Below are 20,530 nucleotides of genomic sequence, written 5' to 3'. Positions count from 1 at the left end.
CAGGTCTTCGCCGCTCGCGGGATTCCTGTGGAATCGGTGCCGGAATATGAGTCGTGTTATGAAGACACTGTCGATCGATGTGCGGCGCGCCGAACCGCTTGATGCGCGTGCGATATCCGAAACGCATCGGGTGTCGTGGCTGCAGGCCTATGCCGGCCTCATCCCGCACAAGCCGCTCAACCAGATGGTCGACCGCCGGGACGAGACCTGGTGGCGCAAGGCGACGCGCGGTCCCGCGACGCTTCTGGTGGTCGATGTCGCCGGAACGGTGGCCGGCTATGCCACGCTCGGCCTCAACCGCGCCCGCGCGCTGCCGCAGGAAGGCGAAATCTACGAAATCTACCTGCGTCCCGAATACCAGGGCATCGGTCTCGGGCGGCTGCTTTTCGGCGAGGCACGGCGGCTGCTGAAATCGCTCGGCTGCAATGGCATGATCGTCTGGTGCCTGGAGGACAGCGAGCATGCCTATCGCTTCTTCCGTTCCTCCGGTGGAAGCGACATCGCCGAGGGCATGGAGAGCTTCGGCGACAAGGAACTGAAGAAGATCGGTTTCGTCTGGTCCTGACAGCCAACGGCCTTGCCGGAATGCCTATTTCCCGGTGTCTTCCGGCAGGTAGCGCATCGGTTCTCCCGCCAGGCTTCCGCGCTTTCCGTGCCATTGCGGCTCGTCCTTGCCGCAGGTGAAGCCGCTTGCCTTCGTATCGGCGATCTCGCGGGCGAGGGCATTGGCGTCTTTGTTCTCCAGCGCATCGACATAGCCGACGACGCAGCTCGTTGGGCCCTGCGCCGTCGCCACCGTCGAGACGACGAGGACCTGGCCGTAGCGCGTCTCGATGTCGGATGTCGTCTCCGGGTCGGACACGAACCAGCGCACGATGGTCGCCACCGGGGCGCCCTTGCCGTCGAGCCGCCATTCGATCTTCGCGTTGCTGTGGTTGAAGGGGCCGAAGCTCTCGAAGGCCTCGTCGAGCCAGGCCTTCGATACCGGGCCGTAGGACTGGCTCTGCCGGAGGTCGCCTTCCTTGAAATAGACGGCGAGGTCCCTGTAGCCGTCGCATTGCAGCGTCACGCTCGCGCCTTCCTCCTCCTGCGAGAGCGTCTTGCAGGCATCGAGGTTCCGCTCGGTATAGGCGCTCTCGTTTGCCCGGACGGGCGCGGCGGCCGCAAGGGCGGCGAGGCTGGCGATGAAAAGGCAGCGGCTCGGGTGCATTGGTCATCCTCCGGTCAAGATGAAGACGGCATATGCCGCCGGTCTATTCGGGTGAGGCGAAAGTCATGTTGCGCTGCAACGGGATTCGCATTAGGAAACCCGCAAACCAACCCATTGCCTTTCAAGGGGACCCCCATGCGTATCGATGCGATTTCCGTTGGCAAGAACCCGCCGGACGACGTGAACGTCATTGTCGAGGTGCCGGTCGGCGGCCATCCGATCAAGTACGAAATGGACAAGGAAGCCGGCGCGCTCGTCGTCGACCGTTTCCTCTACACGCCGATGACCTATCCGGGCAATTACGGCTTCGTGCCGCACACGCTCTCGGAAGACGGCGACCCGATCGACGTGCTGATCGCCAATACCCGTCCGCTCGTTCCGGGCTGTGTCATCAATGTGCGCCCGATCGGCGTCATGGTCATGGAAGACGATGGCGGCAAGGACGAGAAGATCATCGCCGTGCCGGTGCCGAAGCTGACGCGCCGCTACGACAAGGTCGAGAACTACACCGACCTGCCGGAGATCACCCTCAAGCAGATCGAGCACTTCTTCGAGCACTACAAGGACCTGGAGCCTGGCAAGTGGGTGAAGATCGCCGGCTGGCAGGACGTCACCGTCGCCAAGAAGATGATCCTCGAAGCCGTCGAGCGCTACAACAAGTCCAAGTAAGGTTTAGCGCGGCACTGCGCTTTCAAGCCTCGAAACGATATCCTCCGGGTCGCCCTCGATCCGGAGGATTTTCTTTCTCTGGGTGTCGCCGGAAACGAGGCTGACGGCGGACTTGGCGACGCCTGCCGCCTTGGCGACGAGCACGATCAGCGCCTTGTTGGCCTTGCCCTTGTCCGGCGGATCGCTGACGCGGGCCTTCAGGTGGCCCTCGCCATCGGCGCCGGTTTCCCATCCGTCCATGGCATCGCCCCCGCCGTTCGGCGTCAGCCGGACGGTCAGGCGCACATGGTCGCTGTGGCGGCTCAGCGCCGCCGTCACAGGATCGCGGGGGCCAGCACCGTGCGGACGATCTGTTCCAGGAAGAACAGGATGACGAGCACGACGAGCGGCGACAGGTCGACGCCGCCGAAATTGGGCAGGACGCGGCGGATCGGCCGGTAGATCGGCTCGGTCAGCTGATAGAGCGAGCGGCCGATGGTGGCGATCACCTGATTGTTCGCGTTGATGACGTTGAAGGCGTAGAGCCAGGAGAAGATCGCCGAGGCGATCACCAGGAACCACGCGATATTGATGATGAACAATAGGGTGTTGATGACCGCTATCATTGACGTCTCCGATTGGTTTCGTGCTGACATGTAGCCATTGCGGCTTGCGCCAGCAAGGCCGCGCATCGGACGGGACGGCAACATGTTTAATGCGCGGCGACCTGCGCGGGCGCAAAGCCTGCCGGTTCCCTCGCGGAATGGCGTTCATGCCTCGTGGAAAATGCGGTCGAGGAAGGACGCCATCCAGTGCCGCAGCGCCGCATCGTGCAGCAGGCGACCGTCGAGATGGAGGCTGCCGACCTGCGCGCCGGGCAGGTCGAAGCGATGCGCCCCGCGCACCACCCAGCGATGCATCATGGCGAGCGTCAATTCGCCGTGGAACTGGATGCCCCAGGCATTGTCGCCGTAACGGAAGGCCTGGTTCTCGTAGTGGTGGCCGGTGGCGAGCAGGGTGGCGCCGGCGGGAAGGTCGAAACCCTCGCGGTGGAACTGGTAGACCATGCTCGGCCAGGCCATCAGCGCAGTGCCGGCCGTCGTCGCCTTCAGGGGATACCAGCCGATCTCCGTCCAGCCGTCCGCATGGCCCGAGACCGTGCCGCCGAGGTTCTTCACCAGCATCTGCGCGCCGAGGCAGATGCCGAGGAAGGGGCGGTTCTCCCTGAGCGGCACCGAGAGCCAGTCGATCTCCCGGCGCACATAGGGCTCGGCGTCATTGGCGCTCATCGGCCCGCCGAAGACGACGGCGCCGGCATGGTGGGCGAGCGTCTCGGGCAGCGGATCGCCGAGCACCGGGCGGCGGATATCCAGCGCATGGCCCATTCGCTGCAGGATCTGGCCGACGCGGCCGGGGCTGGAGCTTTCCTGGTGCAGCACGACGAGGATGGGCCGCTTCAGGGGCCGTGCGGTGGAGAGATCGGGCATGGTTCAGCCTTCGTCCGGCTCCTCGTGCTTCGCCGCGCCGTGCCGCCCGGCCACTTCCTGCCGCTTCATGATGCGCTCGCGGCCGGAAACGCCGAGAAGGTCGGCGATGCGCCAGATGGCGTGGTCCTCCATTTCGCTGCGCTCGCCGTCGGCATAGACGATCTCCCAGAGGAGGCCGATGAGGGCGACGCGCTGCTCTTCCGAAAGCTGGCGCTTCAGTTCCGAGGTGAAGTGGAAGAAGTCGATCGCCTCGCTCTCGGCATCGGCGCCGGCGGCGGCGAGCGCGTCGAGCTCGGCCTCGTCCACGCCGTAGAACGCCTTGAAGTGGGCGCGGAGCGCCTTCTTCTCGACGGCCAGCACCTTGCCGTCGGCTTCCATGACCTGGATGCAGAGCGCCATGACGGCGACCCGCGGATCGTCGGCGGCGAAGGCGCGCTTGCCGTCGCCGGAAAGGCTCGCAAGAAAATGCTGCAAGCGTTCGAACATCGATTTAAGCCCCGTTTCCCGTACTCAGAACAATCGGAAACCGCTGGTGCCGTCGCGCCTGGCGACCGCGCCTTCCTTGACGCCCGGATCGTCCGGCAGGCCGTAGAAGGGGCGTTCCTCCTCCATGCCGCCGACCGTCTCGACTTGTGTTTTCTCTGGCGTCTTCTCGGGTGCCTTCTCCGGCGTCACGGTCCTGACCGGCGCGGGTTCGGCCACCGCGGCCACAACGACCGGCCTCGCCGTTTCGGTCTTCTCGACCCTTTCCTCCGGTTCGATCCGGGCGGGCTTCGCCTCGATGGCGAGCGGTGGCAGAGTGCGGATGGCCTCGTCGACGGCATCAGTCGAGCCTTCCTCGACCGGCCCCTGCAATTCGCTGACCGGGGTCTTCCATTCGAAGGCGTCGAGGCGGCCGGTGACGGGCGAGACGGCGCGCCATTCCGGCGCGGTGATGCCGTCGGCGGTCCAGGCCGGATCGCGCGGGGCCTTCAGCGCCTGGTTCATCCAGTGGCGGATGCGGCCCTGGTCGCCGGTCTCGGCATCCTCGATGTCGGCCAGCAGCAGGAAGGCGCTTTCGCGCGGGGAGAGGCGCGCGGCGGCTTCGGCCTTGGCGCGGGCGCGGGCGAAGTCGCGGGCCTCCAGCGCGGCCTCGGCGACGGCATAGAGCGCCTCGGCATTGTTCGGCCGCATCGCCTCCAGCTTTTCCGCCCGCTTCAACCGATCCGTCGCCGAATCGCCGCTGCGGGCGCGGACATAGAGCCGCGCGACGTCGCCATGCGCCGTCGCCTTCCAGAGCCTTTCGAGGATGGAGGCGGCCTTGCGAAGATTGTCCTCGCGCAGATACGCCTTGGCCTCGATGAGGCCGGCGGGCACGAAATTCTCGTCGAGCTTCAAGGCCTGGTGGGCATCCTCGCGGGCGCCCTTCGGGTCGGCGTCGAGCTTTGCCACGGCGCGGGCGGTGAGGAGCACGGCCTTGCGGCGGGCATAGGTCTTCTTCTCTTCCGCCGAGCCGGAGCGGCCGTCGCCGAGGAGTTTCAGCGCCTCGTCCCAGTCGCCGGCCTCGGAGCGGTATTCGAGGGCCGCTTCCGTCGCCCAGGGAAGCTGCGGGGCCTTTTCGGCGGCGCGCTCGGCATATTGCCGGGCCGCCTCGTTGGCGCCGAGGCGGCGGGCCTCGAGATAGAGGCCGCGCAGGCCGAGTTCGCGCGTTTCCGGATCGTCGGCCATCAGCTCGAATTTCTTGCGGGCGTCGTCATAGCGCCCCTCGATCATCGCCGCCTGCGCTTCCAGCAGGTGGATGAGCGGTTCCTGGTCGGCGCTGAGAAGGCCCTTGGTGCGGCCCAGCATCTTGCGGGCATTGGCGGCGTCGCCGGCGCCGGCGGCGATCAGCCCGGTCGACAGGGCCTGATAGCCCCGGTCGCGCTTGCGGGCGCGGAAATAGCGCTGGATGGAATGCGGCGAGGTCCAGACGACGCGCACCAGCCACCAGCAGAACATGACGGCGGCGACCAGCGAGACGACGAGCGTCGCGGCCACCATCAGGCTCATGTCGGCGCGCTGGCCCTGCCAGATGATGGAAAGCTCGCCCGGACGGTCGGCGAGCCAGGCAAAGCCCGCGGCAAGCGCAAGGACGAAGAGGATGAAGACCAGAATGCGAAACATGAAGCCTTCTCCTCAGCCCTGGTTGCCGGTGGCGGTGGTCTGGCCGTTGAGGGCGCCGGAAACGGCGGCGCCGATCAGGTCCTCGACGCCGACGCGTGCATCCAGCTTGCGCTTGTAGTCCGCCGCCGCTGCCTTGCCCGGCTCCGGCAGGGTCTGCCATTCGATCGCGGCGCCCTTGAAGTCGCCGTTCTGCAGCTTGTTCTCGATGCGGGCGACGACCGCCTCGGGCGTGTCGCCCTCGATGCTGCCGACAGGGCGCACGCGGATCGCCGAGGCGGCGCTCGACATCAGGCGGTTGAAGATGCCCTGGTCGCCTTCCGGCTGGTGCACGGCATCGAGGATGGCGTCGGCCGTCGGCTGGAAATCGCGCACGAGATCGGCGCGCGAGGGTACGCCGACGGCCGCATGTTCGCGCAGGCCCGCGATGGACGGATCGTCCGGCGCGACGCTGGCGAAGGCCTCCAGCTCGGCAAGGTAGGGGCCACCACGGTCGATGGCGGTCTTCAGTGCGCTTGCCGCGACGGCGCGCGCCATGGCGACGTCGCTGCGCGGCTCATCGATCTTCTGCTCGGCGGCGGCGATGCGCTCCGTCAGCTGGGTCTCGGTAGTGTTGACCGCCTCCGTCGTGCGGGTGACGGCCTCGCGGAGAGTGGCGAGCTCGGTCGTGAGCCGGCTAACATCGCCTTCCAGCTTGCTCACGGCTTCCGGATCTGCGCCGGGCGTAACGTCGGTCGCGCCGGCCGATTTTTCGAGGGCGGCGAGGCGGGCTTCGAGCGGCTGGAGATCGCCGGGGCTTGCGGCGGTGCTTTCGGCAAGCCGCGCCTTCAGCGCCTCGACCTCGTTGGAAAGCGAGGCGACGGCGCCGTTGTCGCCGGGCTTTTCCGGGCCGAGCGACGGCAGGTAGCCGCCATATTGCAGGCTGCCGGCGCCGATGAGGGCGATCAGGCCGCCGAGAATGCCGGCAGCAAGCGGGCCGGCATTGCCGCGCTGGCGGGGCGGCGGCGTTTCGGCGCGGGCGGGTTCCTCATAGGTGGCGCGGGCGGGCTCGATCGGCTCCGCCCTGTCCTCGACGGGATCGGCAGCAGCCGCTGCGGTTTCGGTGTCTGCGGCTTCGGCGTTTTCCGGCACGGAAGCCTCGGTCTCGACCGTCTCCTCGGCGGCAGGCGCCTCGTTGTCGACGGCGGCGGGAGCGGCTTCGAGATCGATCGTCACGGGCTCGTCGCCGGCCTTCTTACGACGGGACGGGGTTTCCGGTTCCATGGCGGCCTCCTCGCATTCATGTGCATTGCACTCAAGGTAGACAGGGATGGCAGGGAGGGAAAGACCCTTGCGGCAATTTCACCGCCGGTGCCTGCATTTAGAGCAGCGCGAGAAGGCTTTCCTCGCTCGGTGCCCGGGCGATGGCGACGCGGGCCGGAAAGCCTTGCGGCACCGCCGCCGCGACATTGGCGCTGATGCAGAGGAGGCGGAGGGCGGCAAAGCGCGCCGGCGCTTCGGCAAGGGGGGCAAGGGCGAAGAAGGCGCAGGCGCTCTCCCGCGAATAGAGCAGCACGGCGTCGGGTATCGGATGCAGCAGGGCGGCCTCCACCGCCTCGCGGGTGGGGGCGAGCGGCACCATGCGGTAGCCTTCCACGGTGCGGAACGGAATGCCGGCCGCCGCCAGCCGGGCCTCGAAACCCGGGCCGCGCGGATTGCCGGCGAGATAGAGGAGGGGATGCGGCAGCGGTCCCTTCGCGCGGACATGGGCCGCGATCAGCCCGGCAAGGCTTTCGCCGTCGCCTTCCGCGTTGAGGACATTGGTGAAACCGCTCTGGCGCATGGCCTGTGCGGTTGCTTCCCCGACGGCGAAGACGGTGGTGTCCCGATGCGCGGCGGGGGCGCCGCCGATCCCTTCGAACAGGCGGGCCATTTCCGCGCTGGTGACGGCGATGGCTCCATGGGGTTCGGCCAGGGCGGCCTTCACGGCATCGACGGCATGCTCGGCCTTCGAGAGCGGCAGGCGCACGGCCTCGTGTCCGAGCGCCGCGAGCCGGTCGGCGGTGCGTGCCGCCGCAGGCTCGGGACGAAGGACGAGGACGTGCATGGTCAGGTCCAGCTTTCGAAGAAATCCGCTCCCGCCATGGCGCGGATATCCTCGCCCGCCTTTTCGCCGAGGGCGGCGGCATCGGCGGCCGGGCCGCTCGTCTCGATCTCGTGGAAGCGGCTGCCGTCCGGGGTCAGGATCGTGCCGCGGAAGCGCAGGTGATCGCCCTCGACGGTGGCATAGCCGGCGATGGGCGTGCGACAGGAGCCGTCGAGCGTGGCGAGGAAGCCGCGCTCGCAGGCGACGGCCGCATGGGTCGGCCGGTCGTCGATGGCGGACAGCAGGCCGTTCACCCGGTCGTCGCCGATGCGGCTCTCGACGCAGATGGCGCCCTGCGCCGGGGCCGGCGGGAAGGTGAGGGGATCGAGGATCTCCGTCGGCACGTCGAGCTTGCCGAGGCGTTTCAGACCGGCATAGGCGAGCAGCGTCGCATCGGCCTTTCCTTCGGCGAGCTTGCCGAGGCGGGTATCCACCTGGCCGCGGAAGACGATGACATTGAGGTCGGGCCGAAGGCGACGGATGAGCGCCTGGCGGCGCAGCGAGGCCGAGCCGACGGTCGCGCCCTGCGGCAGGTCGAGGAGGCGCTTTGCCGCGCGGCCGATGAAGGCGTCGCGGATATCCTCGCGCGGCAGGAAGGCCGAGAGGTGCAGGCCCTCCGGCAGCTTTGTCGGCATGTCCTTGGAGGAGTGCACGGCAAGGTCCAGTTCGCCGGAGGAAAGCTGCGCCTCGATCTCCTCGGTGAACAGGCCCTTGCCGCCGATCAGCGCCAGCGAACGGTCGGTGATGCGGTCGCCGGTGGTCGAGAGCACGACGATCTCGAACATCGCCTCCGGCAGGCCGTGCGCTGCCATCAGGCGCGAACGGGTCTCGTAGGCCTGGGCGAGCGCCAGCGGGCTGCCACGGGTGCCGATCCTGAAAGGTTTTGTTTGCATCCGCCTTGATCCATTGTTACCGGGATGTCTCGTAACCGGCTTTAGAGCCGCCCGCAATCGATCCTAGTGCTTCATGTCGCCCCACCTGACCATTCTCGGCATCGAAACGAGCTGCGACGAGACCGCCGCGTCCGTCGTCGCGCGCGATGCCGACGGCAGGGGCGAGATCCTCGGCGAGGTCGTGCTGAGCCAGCTGGAAGAGCACAGCGCCTATGGCGGCGTTGTGCCCGAGATCGCGGCGCGCGCCCATGTCGAGGCGCTGGACAGCCTGATTTCCGAGGCGCTTCTGCGCGCCGGCCGTTCCTTAGACGATGTCGACGCCATCGCCGCGACGAGCGGGCCGGGGCTGATCGGCGGGCTGATCGTCGGGCTGATGACCGGCAAGGCGATCGCGCGGGCGACAGGCAAGCCGCTCTATGCGGTCAACCATCTGGAAGGTCATGCGCTGACGGCGCGGCTGACGGACGGGCTTTCCTTCCCCTATCTCATGCTGCTCGTTTCTGGCGGCCATACCCAGCTCGTGCTGGTGCGCGGCGTCGACGATTACGAGCGCTGGGGCACGACTATCGACGACGCGCTCGGCGAGGCCTTCGACAAGACGGCCAAGCTCCTCGGCCTGCCCTATCCCGGCGGGCCGGCGGTGGAGTGCATGGCGAAGACGGGCAATCCCGAGCGCTTCACCTTCCCGCGACCGCTCGTCGGCGAGGCGCGGCTCGATTTCTCCTTCTCCGGCCTCAAGACGGCGGTGCGGCAGGCGGCGCAGTCCATCGAGCCGGTGACGGACCAGGATATCGCCGATATCTGCGCCTCCTTCCAGCGCGCCGTCTCGCGTACCTTGAAGGACCGTATCGGCCGCGGACTGGAGCGGTTCCGCGCGCTCTACCCCGATGCCGAAACGCCGGCGCTCGTCGTTGCCGGCGGCGTGGCGGCGAATGCGGAGCTGCGCGCGACGTTGCAGGCGCTCTGCGACAAGAACAGGTTCCGCTTCATCGCGCCGCCGCTGGCGCTGTGCACCGACAATGCCTCGATGATCGCCTGGGCCGGGCTGGAGCGCATGGCGGCCGGCCTTGCGCCTGATGATCTCTCGGTCGCGCCGCGCTCGCGCTGGCCGCTCGACCGCGATGCGGCGACGGTTCTCGGATCGGGCAAGCGAGGGGCCAAGGCATGAGCGTCAGCCGCAAGATCGCCGTGGTCGGCGCGGGCGCCTTCGGCACGGCGCTGGCAAGCGTGGCGGCCGCCAGCGGCGGCGACGTCACGCTGATCGGCCGCGACGCGGTTTCCATCGAGGCCATGCAGGCCACCCGCCGCAATGAAAAGGCGCTGCCGGGCATCGAGCTGCCGGCGGCGCTGGCCTATAGCGCCGATGCGGAAGCCATGCGCGGCGCCGGTATCGTGCTCTTCGCCATGCCCTCGCAGGCGCAGCGCGCGGCGGCGCGGTCGCTGGCGCCGCTTCTTGCGCCGGGCACGGCCGTCGTCATCTGCGCCAAGGGCATGGAGAAGGGCACCGGCCGGCTCCTGACCGAGGTGCTGGAAGAGGAGCTGCCCGGCCGCGAGATCGCCGTCCTCTCCGGCCCCGGCTTTGCCGCTGATATCGCCAAAGGCCTGCCGACGGCGATGGTGATCGCCGCGCGCACGGCGGAGATAGGCGCCGCGCTGGCGCAGGCGCTGTCCGGGCCGACCTTCCGGCTCTATCCTTCGACGGATCGTATCGGCGTGCAGCTTGGCGGTGCGCTCAAGAATGTGCTGGCGATTGCCTGCGGCATCATCGAGGGCGCCGAGCTCGGCGATTCTGCCCGCGCGGCGCTGATTTCGCGCGGGCTTGCCGAGCTTTCCCGTTTCGTCGAGGCGCATGGCGGGGAGGGCATCACGGTGACGGGGCTTTCCGGCCTCGGCGACCTCGTCCTCACCGGCACCAGCCATCAGTCGCGCAACCTGCGCTTCGGCATCGCGCTCGGCCGGCACGGCAATGCCGCCGGCTGGTCCGGCGATCTGGTGGAAGGCGCTTTCGCCGCCTCGGTCGCCTCTGTCGTCGCCGCCGAAAAGGGCATCGATATGCCGATCACCGACGCCGTCGCCCGCATCGTCGACGGCACGCTCGACGTGAAGACCGCCATCGGGCAGCTCATGACGCGCCCCATCACCCAGGAATAAGGAAGGGACAGCCGCATGCATTTCGCATTTCTCTGCAAGGACAAACCCGGTTCGCTCCAGGTGCGTCTCGACACGCGCCCCGAACATCTCGCCTATCTCAACGCGCTCAATGCGGACGGCAAGCTCGGCTTCGCCGGCCCCTTCCTCGGCGACGACGGCAAGCCGACCGGCAGCCTCGTCGTGGTGAAGGCCGAGACCATCGAGGATGCGCGGCGGATCGCGGCCGACGATCCCTATGCCAAGGCCGGTCTCTTCGCCGAAGTCGAGGTGAAGGCCTGGAACTGGGTCTTCAACAATCCGGAGGCGTAAGACCCGATGGCATACTGGCTCTACAAGTCCGAACCCTTCAAGTTCTCCTGGGAAAAGCTCAAGTCGAAGGGCGAGGCCGGCGAGGAATGGGACGGCGTGCGCAATTACCAGGCACGCAACAACATGCGGGCCATGAAGATCGGCGACAAGGGCTTCTTCTACCACTCCAACGAGGGGCTCGAAGTCATCGGCATCACGGAAGTCTGCGCCCTGGTGCATCCCGATTCGACCGCCGGCGAGGATCCGCGCTGGGAATGCGTCGACATCCGCGCCGTGCGCGACATGCCGAAGCCCGTGACCCTCAAGGACATCAAGGCCAATCCGAGGCTCGCCAACATGTCGCTCGTCACCTCCATGCGCCTTTCCGTGCAGCCGGTGACGGAGGAGGAGTGGATCGAGGTCTGCCGCATGGGCGGCCTCGACAACCCGCCGCGCTGATGGCTTCCGCTTTGCGTGCCGCCTTCTCCGGAGCGATGCTTTCGTGAAGACGGACCCTGAAGTCTTCATCCGCGGCAATACGGACGTGCTGTCGCCGCCGCATGTGCCGGAGGTGAAGCTGAGGCTCGCCACCGAGGCGCACGATCTCTGGCTGAAGACGGAGGAGGAGCTGGAAGCGATCGGCCTGCCGCCGCCCTTCTGGGCCTTCGCCTGGGCGGGCGGGCAGGGCCTTGCCCGCCATGTGCTCGATCATCCGGCGCTGGTCGCCGGAAAGACGGTGCTGGATTTCGCCAGCGGCTCCGGCCTTGTCGGCATTGCCGCGCGCATGTCGGGTGCTTCGAAGGTGCTGGCGGCGGATATCGATCCGTGGAGCGAGACGGCGATCCGCCTCAATGCCGGTCTCAACGGCGTGACGCTCGACCATACGTCCGACGACCTTATCGGGCAGGACGGCCGCTGGGACGTCGTCCTTGCCGGCGACGTTTTCTATGACCGCGGTTTTGCCGGTCTGCTCATCCCGTGGTTTTCAGCGCTGGCGGCGCGCGGGGCGAGCGTGCTGGTCGGCGATCCCGGTCGCGCCTATTGCCCGCGCGAGCGCATGGAGGCGCTTGCCACCTATGCGGTGCCGGTGACGCGGGCGCTGGAGGACAGCGAGGTCAAGAAGACGACGGTCTGGCGCTTCCGGGCTCAATAACCCGGCCGGATGACGCAGACGCCAGCCTGCCATGCGCAACCGTTTTGGCCCGGCCGCACGGTGATGACCTTCGGACCGCTCCTGTGGCGCCTTGCCGGCCGGTCGTACCAGCCGATCGGGCCGTCGTCGCCGTCGACATAGAAATAGATGCCGTTGCCGCGCTCGCGATAGGCCGTTACCGCCCCGCCGTAGAAATCGCCGTCGCGCCGCAGAAGCGGCCGGCCGGCGCGGCCGTAGCGCAGCTCGGTGCCGAGGCGGTGGCCGTCGTGGACGGCGTTCCGGTCCATCCTCGGCAGCTGGTGGTAGCGGCCGTGATGACCATTGTGGCGACGGGGATGCCACCCGTCCCCGGCTTCGGCGGCCGTCATGCCGCCGGCGACAAGCACGACCGCCAGCCCTAAGACTTTGGTCGCACGGAGCGCTGATAACAGAGTCATTCTGTCCTGCCTTCCGGGTTACGCTTAACAAATCGTTAACCGCAAGATGGGGCAGGAACCGGCGAAAGTCACGGATCGCGCAGGGTTTTCCGCGCTCTTGGTTAACGGGCGCGGCGGGTGAACGAGCGCGCGGATGCCTGCCGGCGTCTAATCGATTAAATTCATTTTGCACTGCAAGAAGGCTTGTGGTTCCGCCTTCCGGTGATTAAACGTCGCAATCACTGCATTGTGCACAACATACTGCAATTCCGGAGAAAATTTGTCCAGATTTTGGCTCTCCGGGGTTCCGTGAGGTTCAGATGGCGAATGTCACTCGAAGCCGGCCGCTCTCGCCGCATCTCCAAGTCTACAAGCCGATCCCGACGATGGTCATGTCCATCGTGCACCGCGTCACCGGCGCGGCGCTCTATTTCGGCACTGTCCTCGTTGCCTGGTGGCTGATCGCGGCGGCGACGGGCGAAGCCTATTTCGACTGGGTGAGCTGGTTCTTCGGCACTTGGATCGGCCGCCTCGTCCTCTTCGGTTACACCTGGGCCTTGATGCATCATATGCTCGGCGGCCTGCGCCATTTCATGTGGGACATGGGCCGTGGCTACGAGAAGCACTTTTCCACCCGGCTCGCCCTTCTGACCCCGGTCGTCTCCGTCGCCCTGACGGTGCTGATCTGGATCGTCGGCACCCTGGCCCGCTGAGGAGACACCCATGGACATGCGCACGCCCCTCGGCAAGGTTCGCGGCCTCGGCTCGGCAAAGGACGGCACGGAGCATTTCTGGCGCCAGCGCCTGACGGCCGTCGCCAACGTTCCGCTGATGCTGTTCTTCGTCGGCTTCCTGATCTGCTATAACGGCGCGTCCTACGCGGAAGTGACGGCAGCGCTGTCGCATCCGATCGTCGCCGTCCTCATGGGCCTCGTCGTCATTTCCGGCCTCATCCACATGAAGCTCGGCATGCAGGTCATCATCGAGGACTATGTGCATGCGGAGGGCGTGAAGATCGGCCTTCTCATGCTCAACACCTTCTTCGCGATCCTGGTCGGTGGGCTCTGTCTCTTCGCCGTCCTCAAAATCGCTTTCGCAGGATAATCCATCATGGCAGCGATCTCCTCCCCGGCGGCCAACGGCAAGGCCTATACCTATGTGGACCACTCCTTCGACGTGATCGTCGTCGGCGCCGGCGGCGCGGGCCTTCGCGCCACGCTCGGCATGGCCGAGCAGGGCCTGAAGACGGCCTGCATCACCAAGGTCTTCCCGACGCGCTCGCACACCGTCGCCGCGCAGGGCGGCATCGCCGCCTCGCTGCAGAACATGACGCCGGACAGCTGGCAGTGGCATCTCTACGACACCGTCAAGGGTTCCGACTGGCTCGGCGACGTCGACGCCATGCAGTATCTCGCCATGGAAGCGCCGAAGGCGGTCTATGAGCTGGAGCATTACGGCGTGCCCTTCTCGCGCAACGCGGAAGGCAAGATCTACCAGCGCCCGTTCGGCGGACACATGCAGAACTACGGCGAAGGCCCGCCGGTGCAGCGCACCTGCGCCGCCGCCGACCGCACCGGCCACGCGATCCTGCACACGCTCTACGGCCAGTCGCTGCGCAACAATGCGGAATTCTTCATCGAATATTTCGCGCTCGACCTGATCATGTCGGCCGATGGCCGCTGCACCGGCGTCGTCGCCTGGAACCTCGACGACGGCACGATCCACCGCTTCGCCGCCAAGATGGTGGTTCTGGCGACCGGCGGCTACGGCCGCGCCTACTTCTCCGCCACCTCGGCGCATACCTGCACGGGTGACGGCGGCGGCATGATCGCACGTGCCGGCCTGCCGCTGCAGGACATGGAATTCGTCCAGTTCCACCCGACCGGCATCTACGGCGCAGGCTGCCTCATCACCGAGGGCGCGCGCGGCGAAGGCGGCTATCTCGTCAATTCCGAGGGCGAGCGCTTCATGGAGCGCTATGCGCCGTCGGCCAAGGACCTTGCCTCGCGCGACGTCGTCTCGCGCTGCATGACGATGGAAATCCGCGAAGGCCGCGGCGTCGGCAAGAACAAGGACCATATCTTCCTGCATCTCGACCATCTCGATCCGGCCGTTCTGCACGAGCGCCTGCCGGGCATTTCCGAGAGCGCGAAGATCTTCGCCGGCGTTGACGTGACGCGCGAGCCGATCCCGGTCCTGCCGACCGTCCACTACAACATGGGCGGCATTCCGACGAACTACTGGGGCGAGGTGCTGAATGCCGATGCCCAAAACCCGGAGCGCATCGCGCCCGGCCTGATGGCGGTGGGCGAGGCGGGCTGCGCCTCGGTGCATGGCGCCAACCGCCTCGGTTCCAACTCGCTGATCGACCTCGTGGTCTTCGGCCGTGCCGCCGCCATCCGCGCCGGCCAGGTGATCGACCGCAACGAGGCGGTCCCGGCGCTCGACATCGCCGCCTGCGACAGGATCATGGATCGCTTCGACCATCTCCGGAACGCCAACGGCAGCACGCCGACGGCGGTGCTGCGCGACAAGATGCAGCGCACCATGCAGGAAGACGCCGCCGTGTTCCGCACGCAGGAATCGCTCGAAAACGGCTGCAAGCGCATGACGGAAATCTGGAAGGAAATGTCCGACATCAAGGTCACCGACCGCTCGATGATCTGGAACTCCGACCTCGTCGAGACGCTGGAGCTGGAAAACCTGATGGCCAACGCCATCACGACGGTCTACGGCGCCGAGGCTCGCAAGGAAAGCCGCGGTTCGCATGCCCGCGAGGACTATGTCGACGGCCCCTTCGCCGGCCGCGACGACGTCAACTGGCGCAAGCACACGCTCGCCTGGGTCAACGATGCGGGCGAGGTGAAGCTCGACTATCGTCCCGTTCACACCGACCTCATCGCCGACGGGATCGATCCCCAGAAGATCGCGCCCAAGGCGCGCGTCTACTGATATCGAGGAGAACTGGACATGGTTGAACTCGCTCTCCCGAAGAACTCGCAGATGACCGAAGGCAAGGTCTGGCCGAAGCCGGACGGGGCCATGAACACCCGCGAGTTCCGCATCTACCGCTGGAATCCGGACGACGGGAAGAACCCGTCGATCGACACGTTCTACATCGATGTCGACGATTGCGGCCCGATGGTCCTCGATGCGCTGCTCTACATCAAGAACAAGATCGACCCGACGCTGACGCTGCGTCGCTCCTGCCGCGAAGGCATCTGCGGCTCCTGCGCCATGAACATCGACGGCACCAACACGCTCGCCTGCACCAAGGGCATGGACGAGGTGAAGGGCACGGTGAAGGTCTATCCGCTGCCGCACATGCCGGTGGTCAAAGACCTCGTTCCGGACCTTACCAATTTCTACGCCCAGCACCGCTCCATCGAGCCCTGGCTGAAGACCGTGTCGCCGACGCCGGCCAAGGAGTGGAAGCAGAGCCATGAGGACCGCCTCAAGCTCGACGGCCTCTACGAGTGCATCCTGTGCGCCTGCTGCTCGACCTCCTGTCCGAGCTACTGGTGGAACGGCGACCGCTATCTCGGCCCCGCCGTGCTGCTGCAGGCCTATCGCTGGCTGATCGACAGCCGCGACGAGGCCACGGGTGAACGTCTCGACAACCTGGAAGACCCCTTCCGCCTCTATCGCTGCCACACGATCATGAATTGCGCCCAGGCCTGCCCGAAGGGCCTCAATCCTGCCAAGGCGATCGGCGAAATCAAGAAGATGCTGGTCGAGCGCCGCCTCTGATCTCCATAAGCGACGTTCATGAAACGTGAGGAGGCGGCCCGATCATTCGGGCCGTTTCATCTTGATTCGCGCGGGCGATTCACGTTAATTCGGCGGGAATTGCTGCAGGGCAGCAGTATCGGGCAGATATCGGGAGTATCGAGATGCGGATTCACCATGCGGCAGGCGGACTGATGATGGCGCTTGCTCTTGCCGGTTGCCAGCGCACCGCTTCGATGGACAGCGTCAATACGCAGCCGAACCTGCGGCCTCTCGAAGCCCAGCCTGTCGGCACGGTCTCTTCGAGCCAGCTTCCCGATCCGACGACGAGCACCGCCGGCGGTCAGTTCCCGGACAAGCCGACGACCGATACGGCGATGGCGACCGGTACCGGCATGGGCGGCGATGCCGCGGCAGCCGCCAACGGCCTCGAGGTCAAGAAGGAAGGCATGGTCGGCAACTGGCGCGTTTCCAACGGCCCGTCCTCCTGCGACATGTTCCTGACGCTCACCAATCTCGGCAGCGGCCTTCGCGGCGGCACGCGCGGCTGCGCCGGCGAGCTGACGACCATGCGCTCCTGGGAAGTGGCCGGCAAGCAGGTCATCCTCAAGGATCTCAACGGCAATGCGATCGGACGCCTCTACAAGTCGGCCGATTCCCGCTTCGACGGTTCGACCAATTCGGGCCAGCCGCTCAGCCTCTCGCGCTGATTTCGCCCTTTCGCCATCGATACGGATGATTGCCGCCCATGGGCAAGGACTGGGACAGGGTTTCGACACATCCGGACCACGGCGTCTCGGATAGGCTGGAGGCCCTTGTCGCAAGCGGTGCGCTGAAGGTGGATCCGGCGCAGAAGGCGATGGCCTTGCGCTTCGACCGCCTGCTCGGGGAGGTCCATGCCCAGCGTCCGGCGCGCAAGTCGAGCGCCCTCGGCTGGCTCTTCGCCTCCCGCAAGCCCGAAAGCGCCAGCGCCCCGAAGGGGCTTTACCTCTATGGCGGCGTCGGGCGCGGCAAGACCATGCTGATGGACATGTTCTTCGAGCTCGCGCCGGTCAAGCGCAAGCGCCGGGCGCATTTCCACGAGTTCATGGCCGATGTGCACGAGCGCATCCACAAGCACCGCCAGAAGCTGAAGGCCGGCGAGACCAAGCAGGCCGATCCCGTGCCGCCGGTGGCCGCCAGCCTCATCGAGGAGGCGCGGCTGCTCTGCTTCGACGAATTCTCCGTAACCGACATCGCCGATGCGATGATCCTGTCGCGGCTTTTCGGAGAGCTGTTCCAGCGCGGCTGCATCCTCGTCGCGACCTCCAATGTGGAGCCGGACAATCTCTACAAGGACGGGCTCAATCGCGGGCTTTTCCTGCCCTTCGTCGATCTCCTGAAACAGCATGTCGAGATCGTGCCGCTGGACTCGCTGACCGATTACCGGCTCGAAAAGGACAGCGGCCTGCCTGTCTTCCGCCATCCGCTCGGCGCGGAGGCCGACATGGCGATGGATGCGGCCTGGCGGCGGGAGACGGCGGGCATGACGACCGGCCCGCGGACAATCTCCTTCCGTGGCCGGAGCATCGCGGTGCCGCAGGCGGCGGGGCGGATCGCCCGGTTCTCCTTCGCCGATCTGTGCGAGCGGCCCCTGGGCGCGGCAGACTATCTCGAAATCCTCGCGCATTTCGACACGCTCTTCGTCGACCACATTCCTCTTCTGGGGGCGGAGAAGCGCAACGAGACGAAGCGCTTCATTAATCTCGTCGACACGATCTACGATCATCGGGCGCGGCTCTTCGCTTCCGCGGCGGCGGCGCCGGAGAACCTGCTGGTGACACGCAAGGGAACGGAAGGCTTCGAATTCGACCGGACAGTGTCGCGCCTCATCGAGATCCGCAGCACGGAATATCTTGCCGACCATCGGGCAAGATACGATGGAAAGGTGACGGAAGCGTGACGGAAATACTTACGTTTACGTAAGATATTTTACATCTAACCGATTGAAATATTTCAGTCCAAAAGTATGTGTTGAATTTTTAACCGGGTAGGCGTAAGCCCTTGCCCCGAAAGGTCCCGCAACTGCGACATGAGGGACCGTTGATCGGAGCAAAGGAAGCTTTCATGGCCCGCAAGAAGATCGCACTTATTGGTTCTGGCATGATCGGTGGCACGCTGGCGCATCTGGCCGGCCTGAAGGAGCTGGGCGATATCGTCCTCTTCGACATCGCCGACGGCATTCCGCAGGGCAAGGGCCTCGACATCGCCCAGTCCTCGCCGGTCGAAGGCTTCAATGCCTCGCTGACGGGTGCGAGCGACTATGCCGCGATCGAAGGCGCCGATGTCTGCATCGTCACCGCCGGTGTTGCCCGCAAGCCCGGCATGAGCCGCGACGACCTGCTCGGCATCAACCTCAAGGTCATGGAACAGGTCGGCGCCGGCATCAAGAAGTATGCCCCGAACGCCTTCGTCATCTGCATCACCAACCCGCTCGACGCCATGGTCTGGGCGCTGCAGAAGTTCTCCGGCCTGCCGAAGAACATGGTCGTCGGCATGGCCGGCGTGCTGGACTCGGCCCGCTTCCGCCTCTTCCTCTCCGAGGAATTCAAAGTTTCCGTCCAGGACGTCACCGCCTTCGTTCTCGGCGGCCACGGCGACACGATGGTGCCGCTCGCCCGCTACTCGACCGTCGCCGGCATCCCGCTGACCGACCTCATCAAGATGGGCTGGGTCACCAAGGAACGTCTCGAAGAGATCATCCAGCGCACCCGTGACGGCGGCGCCGAGATCGTCGGCCTCCTGAAGACCGGCTCGGCCTATTATGCCCCGGCCGCTTCCGCCATCGAGATGGCCGAATCCTACCTCAAGGACAAGAAGCGCGTCCTGCCCTGCGCGGCCTTCCTTTCCGGCCAGTACGGCGTGAAGGACATGTATGTCGGCGTTCCGACCGTGATCGGCGCCGGCGGCGTCGAGCGCATCGTCGAGATCGACCTCAACAAGGCCGAGCAGGAAGCCTTCGACAAGTCGGTCGGCGCCGTTGCCGGTCTCTGCGAAGCCTGCATCAACATCGCTCCCGCCCTGAAGTAATCCGGTAGCCAGACAGGATTTTCCCGATGAACATTCATGAATACCAGGCCAAGGCTCTCTTGAAGAGCTACGGCGCGCCGGTCGCCGAGGGCGTCGCGATCTTCTCCGCGGACGAGGCGGAAGCGGCTGCCAAGTCGCTCCCCGGCCCACTCTACGTGGTCAAGAGCCAGATCCACGCCGGCGGCCGCGGCAAGGGCAAGTTCAAGGAACTCGGCCCCGACGCCAAGGGTGGCGTTCGCCTCGCCTTCTCCATCGAGGAAGCCAAGGCCCATGCCAAGGAAATGCTCGGCAACACGCTCGTCACCGCGCAGACCGGCCCGGCCGGCAAGCAGGTGAACCGCCTCTATATCGAGGACGGCGCCGACATCGACCGTGAACTCTATCTCTCGCTGCTCGTCGACCGCTCCGTCGGCCAGGTTGCCTTCGTCGTCTCGACGGAAGGCGGCATGGACATCGAGGCCGTTGCGCATGACACGCCGGAAAAGATCGTCAACGTTGCGATCAACCCGGAAGCCGGCGTCACCGCCGACGACCTTGCCAAGCTGACGGCGGCTCTCAAGCTCGACGGCGAAGCCAAGGCCGATGCCGAAAAGCTCTTCCCGATCCTCTACAAGGCCTTTGTCGAGAAGGACATGAGCCTGCTTGAGATCAACCCGCTGATCGTCATGAAGAACGGCCGCATGCGCGTTCTCGACGCCAAGGTCTCCTTCGACGGCAATGCCCTCTTCCGCCATGACGACATCAAGGCGCTGCGCGACGAGACCGAGGAAGACGCCAAGGAAATCGAGGCCTCCAAGTGGGATCTCGCCTATGTGGCGCTCGACGGCAATATCGGCTGCATGGTCAACGGCGCAGGCCTTGCCATGGCGACGATGGACATCATCAAGCTCTACGGCAAGGAGCCGGCGAACTTCTGCGACGTCGGCGGCGGCGCCGGCAAGGAGAAGGTTGCGGCTGCCTTCAAGATCATCACGGCCGACCCGAAGGTTGAGGGCATCCTCGTCAACATCTTCGGCGGCATCATGAAGTGCGATGTCATCGCCGAGGGTGTCGTTGCGGCCGTGCAGGAAGTCGGCCTCAAGGTTCCGCTGGTCGTTCGCCTCGAAGGCACGAATGTCGAGCTTGGCAAGAAGATCCTGAACGAATCCGGCCTGGCGATCACCGCCGCCGACGATCTGGACGACGCCGCCAAGAAGATCGTCGCCGCGATCAACGGCTAACT

The 20,530-nt window shown here is 66.2% G+C and carries 25 protein-coding genes; 15 read left to right on the top strand and 10 right to left on the bottom strand.

The genetic code is table 11. The annotated features are described in order from the left end of the window. Positions 1 to 58: 58 nt before the first annotated feature. A complete protein-coding gene (locus tag ShzoTeo12_RS14950) occupies positions 59 to 565 on the top strand; it encodes a GNAT family N-acetyltransferase (RefSeq protein ID WP_119259015.1) in 507 nt (168 codons plus the stop codon). Between the two features lie 24 nt (positions 566 to 589). Here the strand turns inward: ShzoTeo12_RS14950 and ShzoTeo12_RS14945 are convergent, their stop codons facing one another. Beyond that, on the bottom strand, positions 590 to 1,210 hold the full coding sequence (locus tag ShzoTeo12_RS14945; RefSeq protein ID WP_318910191.1) for a hypothetical protein: 621 nt from the start codon (positions 1,208 to 1,210) through the stop codon (positions 590 to 592). Between the two features lie 135 nt (positions 1,211 to 1,345). Between ShzoTeo12_RS14945 and ppa the strand changes: the two genes are divergently transcribed. Further along, complete coding sequence (ppa, locus tag ShzoTeo12_RS14940) at positions 1,346 to 1,879, top strand: inorganic diphosphatase (protein ID WP_318910190.1); 534 nt, start codon at positions 1,346 to 1,348, stop codon at positions 1,877 to 1,879. Between the two features lie 3 nt (positions 1,880 to 1,882). Here the strand turns inward: ppa and ShzoTeo12_RS14935 are convergent, their stop codons facing one another. The 8 genes from ShzoTeo12_RS14935 to hemC all read right to left on the bottom strand — a co-directional run bounded on the left by ShzoTeo12_RS14935 (position 1,883) and on the right by hemC (position 8,502). Continuing rightward, entirely contained in the window at positions 1,883 to 2,197 is a 315-nt protein-coding gene (locus ShzoTeo12_RS14935; protein WP_318910189.1) for a DUF167 domain-containing protein, read from the bottom strand. Continuing rightward, positions 2,194 to 2,484: a YggT family protein gene (locus tag ShzoTeo12_RS14930; protein WP_119259011.1), complete on the bottom strand. Its 291-nt coding sequence runs from the start codon at positions 2,482 to 2,484 to the stop codon at positions 2,194 to 2,196. Before ShzoTeo12_RS14930 ends, ShzoTeo12_RS14935 begins: the two co-directional genes overlap by 4 nt. A gap of 144 nt (positions 2,485 to 2,628) precedes the next feature. Then, positions 2,629 to 3,345 carry a glutamine amidotransferase gene (locus tag ShzoTeo12_RS14925; protein WP_318910188.1) on the bottom strand — a complete coding sequence of 239 codons (717 nt, stop codon included), beginning with the start codon at positions 3,343 to 3,345 and terminating at the stop codon, positions 2,629 to 2,631. Between the two features lie 3 nt (positions 3,346 to 3,348). After that, positions 3,349 to 3,831, bottom strand: coding sequence for a TerB family tellurite resistance protein (locus ShzoTeo12_RS14920; RefSeq protein WP_318910187.1), 483 nt, complete (start codon positions 3,829 to 3,831; stop codon positions 3,349 to 3,351). Between the two features lie 24 nt (positions 3,832 to 3,855). After that, complete coding sequence (locus tag ShzoTeo12_RS14915; RefSeq protein ID WP_318910186.1) at positions 3,856 to 5,487, bottom strand: heme biosynthesis protein HemY; 1,632 nt, start codon at positions 5,485 to 5,487, stop codon at positions 3,856 to 3,858. Positions 5,488 to 5,499: 12 nt separating this feature from the next. Further along, positions 5,500 to 6,747 (bottom strand): COG4223 family protein, encoded by a 1,248-nt coding sequence (locus ShzoTeo12_RS14910; RefSeq protein ID WP_318910185.1) that lies wholly within the window; start codon positions 6,745 to 6,747, stop codon positions 5,500 to 5,502. A gap of 97 nt (positions 6,748 to 6,844) precedes the next feature. Next, entirely contained in the window at positions 6,845 to 7,570 is a 726-nt protein-coding gene (locus ShzoTeo12_RS14905) for a uroporphyrinogen-III synthase (RefSeq protein WP_318910184.1), read from the bottom strand. Positions 7,571 to 7,572: 2 nt separating this feature from the next. Next, on the bottom strand, positions 7,573 to 8,502 hold the full coding sequence (gene hemC, locus ShzoTeo12_RS14900; RefSeq protein ID WP_119259005.1) for a hydroxymethylbilane synthase: 930 nt from the start codon (positions 8,500 to 8,502) through the stop codon (positions 7,573 to 7,575). A gap of 73 nt (positions 8,503 to 8,575) precedes the next feature. Between hemC and tsaD the strand changes: the two genes are divergently transcribed. Genes tsaD through ShzoTeo12_RS14875 form a run of 5 tightly spaced genes read left to right on the top strand, consistent with a single transcriptional unit; the run spans position 8,576 to position 12,094 of the window. Then, entirely contained in the window at positions 8,576 to 9,670 is a 1,095-nt protein-coding gene (tsaD, locus tag ShzoTeo12_RS14895) for a tRNA (adenosine(37)-N6)-threonylcarbamoyltransferase complex transferase subunit TsaD (protein WP_318910183.1), read from the top strand. Further along, positions 9,667 to 10,653 (top strand): NAD(P)H-dependent glycerol-3-phosphate dehydrogenase, encoded by a 987-nt coding sequence (locus tag ShzoTeo12_RS14890; protein WP_318910182.1) that lies wholly within the window; start codon positions 9,667 to 9,669, stop codon positions 10,651 to 10,653. The genes tsaD and ShzoTeo12_RS14890 overlap by 4 nt, the downstream gene beginning before the upstream one ends. Positions 10,654 to 10,668: 15 nt before the next feature. Beyond that, positions 10,669 to 10,962, top strand: a complete 294-nt coding sequence (locus ShzoTeo12_RS14885; protein WP_318910181.1) for a YciI-like protein — start codon at positions 10,669 to 10,671, stop codon at positions 10,960 to 10,962. A gap of 6 nt (positions 10,963 to 10,968) precedes the next feature. Further along, positions 10,969 to 11,400, top strand: coding sequence for an EVE domain-containing protein (locus ShzoTeo12_RS14880; RefSeq protein ID WP_318910180.1), 432 nt, complete (start codon positions 10,969 to 10,971; stop codon positions 11,398 to 11,400). A 43-nt stretch (positions 11,401 to 11,443) separates the two neighbouring features. Further along, entirely contained in the window at positions 11,444 to 12,094 is a 651-nt protein-coding gene (locus ShzoTeo12_RS14875) for a methyltransferase (protein WP_318910179.1), read from the top strand. On the opposite strand, the gene ShzoTeo12_RS14870 is transcribed toward ShzoTeo12_RS14875, so the two are convergent. Continuing rightward, entirely contained in the window at positions 12,088 to 12,531 is a 444-nt protein-coding gene (locus tag ShzoTeo12_RS14870) for a hypothetical protein (RefSeq protein WP_318910178.1), read from the bottom strand. The two genes, ShzoTeo12_RS14875 and ShzoTeo12_RS14870, sit on opposite strands and share 7 nt — an antisense overlap. A 299-nt stretch (positions 12,532 to 12,830) precedes the next feature. Here ShzoTeo12_RS14870 and sdhC point away from each other — a divergent pair, with 299 nt between their 5' ends. From sdhC to sucC, 8 genes are all read left to right on the top strand, one after another. Next, entirely contained in the window at positions 12,831 to 13,223 is a 393-nt protein-coding gene (sdhC, locus tag ShzoTeo12_RS14865; protein ID WP_119258998.1) for a succinate dehydrogenase, cytochrome b556 subunit, read from the top strand. A gap of 10 nt (positions 13,224 to 13,233) precedes the next feature. Next, complete coding sequence (gene sdhD / locus ShzoTeo12_RS14860) at positions 13,234 to 13,614, top strand: succinate dehydrogenase, hydrophobic membrane anchor protein (RefSeq protein WP_119258997.1); 381 nt, start codon at positions 13,234 to 13,236, stop codon at positions 13,612 to 13,614. Between the two features lie 6 nt (positions 13,615 to 13,620). Further along, entirely contained in the window at positions 13,621 to 15,462 is a 1,842-nt protein-coding gene (sdhA, locus tag ShzoTeo12_RS14855; RefSeq protein ID WP_318910177.1) for a succinate dehydrogenase flavoprotein subunit, read from the top strand. Positions 15,463 to 15,480: 18 nt separating this feature from the next. Further along, entirely contained in the window at positions 15,481 to 16,260 is a 780-nt protein-coding gene (locus ShzoTeo12_RS14850) for a succinate dehydrogenase iron-sulfur subunit (protein ID WP_318910176.1), read from the top strand. 143 nt (positions 16,261 to 16,403) lie between these two features. Continuing rightward, the gene (locus ShzoTeo12_RS14845) at positions 16,404 to 16,949 is read left to right on the top strand and encodes a protease inhibitor Inh/omp19 family protein (RefSeq protein WP_119258994.1); all 546 of its coding nucleotides are present in this window, start codon (positions 16,404 to 16,406) and stop codon (positions 16,947 to 16,949) included. Positions 16,950 to 16,987: 38 nt separating this feature from the next. Beyond that, positions 16,988 to 18,181, top strand: coding sequence for a cell division protein ZapE (gene zapE / locus ShzoTeo12_RS14840; protein WP_318910175.1), 1,194 nt, complete (start codon positions 16,988 to 16,990; stop codon positions 18,179 to 18,181). Positions 18,182 to 18,345: 164 nt separating this feature from the next. Beyond that, entirely contained in the window at positions 18,346 to 19,308 is a 963-nt protein-coding gene (gene mdh / locus ShzoTeo12_RS14835) for a malate dehydrogenase (RefSeq protein ID WP_119258992.1), read from the top strand. Between the two features lie 26 nt (positions 19,309 to 19,334). After that, complete coding sequence (gene sucC, locus ShzoTeo12_RS14830; RefSeq protein WP_318910174.1) at positions 19,335 to 20,528, top strand: ADP-forming succinate--CoA ligase subunit beta; 1,194 nt, start codon at positions 19,335 to 19,337, stop codon at positions 20,526 to 20,528. The last annotated feature ends 2 nt before the right edge of the window (positions 20,529 to 20,530 follow it).

Source organism: Shinella zoogloeoides (assembly GCF_033705735.1).
Lineage (GTDB): Bacteria > Pseudomonadota > Alphaproteobacteria > Rhizobiales > Rhizobiaceae > Shinella > Shinella zoogloeoides_A.
This window is presented reverse-complemented; position numbering and strand designations above follow the sequence as displayed.

Coding starts and splice junctions, on each gene's coding strand:
- ShzoTeo12_RS14950 (WP_119259015.1), top strand. CDS start 59: ATGAAGACACTGTCGATCGATGTGCGGCGCGCCGAACCGCTTGATGCG.
- ShzoTeo12_RS14945 (WP_318910191.1), bottom strand. CDS start 1,210: ATGCACCCGAGCCGCTGCCTTTTCATCGCCAGCCTCGCCGCCCTTGCG.
- ppa (WP_318910190.1), top strand. CDS start 1,346: ATGCGTATCGATGCGATTTCCGTTGGCAAGAACCCGCCGGACGACGTG.
- ShzoTeo12_RS14930 (WP_119259011.1), bottom strand. CDS start 2,484: ATGATAGCGGTCATCAACACCCTATTGTTCATCATCAATATCGCGTGG.
- ShzoTeo12_RS14925 (WP_318910188.1), bottom strand. CDS start 3,345: ATGCCCGATCTCTCCACCGCACGGCCCCTGAAGCGGCCCATCCTCGTC.
- ShzoTeo12_RS14920 (WP_318910187.1), bottom strand. CDS start 3,831: ATGTTCGAACGCTTGCAGCATTTTCTTGCGAGCCTTTCCGGCGACGGC.
- ShzoTeo12_RS14915 (WP_318910186.1), bottom strand. CDS start 5,487: ATGTTTCGCATTCTGGTCTTCATCCTCTTCGTCCTTGCGCTTGCCGCG.
- ShzoTeo12_RS14910 (WP_318910185.1), bottom strand. CDS start 6,747: ATGGAACCGGAAACCCCGTCCCGTCGTAAGAAGGCCGGCGACGAGCCC.
- ShzoTeo12_RS14905 (WP_318910184.1), bottom strand. CDS start 7,570: ATGCACGTCCTCGTCCTTCGTCCCGAGCCTGCGGCGGCACGCACCGCC.
- hemC (WP_119259005.1), bottom strand. CDS start 8,502: ATGCAAACAAAACCTTTCAGGATCGGCACCCGTGGCAGCCCGCTGGCG.
- tsaD (WP_318910183.1), top strand. CDS start 8,576: ATGTCGCCCCACCTGACCATTCTCGGCATCGAAACGAGCTGCGACGAG.
- ShzoTeo12_RS14890 (WP_318910182.1), top strand. CDS start 9,667: ATGAGCGTCAGCCGCAAGATCGCCGTGGTCGGCGCGGGCGCCTTCGGC.
- ShzoTeo12_RS14885 (WP_318910181.1), top strand. CDS start 10,669: ATGCATTTCGCATTTCTCTGCAAGGACAAACCCGGTTCGCTCCAGGTG.
- ShzoTeo12_RS14880 (WP_318910180.1), top strand. CDS start 10,969: ATGGCATACTGGCTCTACAAGTCCGAACCCTTCAAGTTCTCCTGGGAA.
- ShzoTeo12_RS14870 (WP_318910178.1), bottom strand. CDS start 12,531: ATGACTCTGTTATCAGCGCTCCGTGCGACCAAAGTCTTAGGGCTGGCG.
- sdhC (WP_119258998.1), top strand. CDS start 12,831: ATGGCGAATGTCACTCGAAGCCGGCCGCTCTCGCCGCATCTCCAAGTC.
- sdhD (WP_119258997.1), top strand. CDS start 13,234: ATGGACATGCGCACGCCCCTCGGCAAGGTTCGCGGCCTCGGCTCGGCA.
- sdhA (WP_318910177.1), top strand. CDS start 13,621: ATGGCAGCGATCTCCTCCCCGGCGGCCAACGGCAAGGCCTATACCTAT.
- ShzoTeo12_RS14850 (WP_318910176.1), top strand. CDS start 15,481: ATGGTTGAACTCGCTCTCCCGAAGAACTCGCAGATGACCGAAGGCAAG.
- ShzoTeo12_RS14845 (WP_119258994.1), top strand. CDS start 16,404: ATGCGGATTCACCATGCGGCAGGCGGACTGATGATGGCGCTTGCTCTT.
- zapE (WP_318910175.1), top strand. CDS start 16,988: ATGGGCAAGGACTGGGACAGGGTTTCGACACATCCGGACCACGGCGTC.
- mdh (WP_119258992.1), top strand. CDS start 18,346: ATGGCCCGCAAGAAGATCGCACTTATTGGTTCTGGCATGATCGGTGGC.
- sucC (WP_318910174.1), top strand. CDS start 19,335: ATGAACATTCATGAATACCAGGCCAAGGCTCTCTTGAAGAGCTACGGC.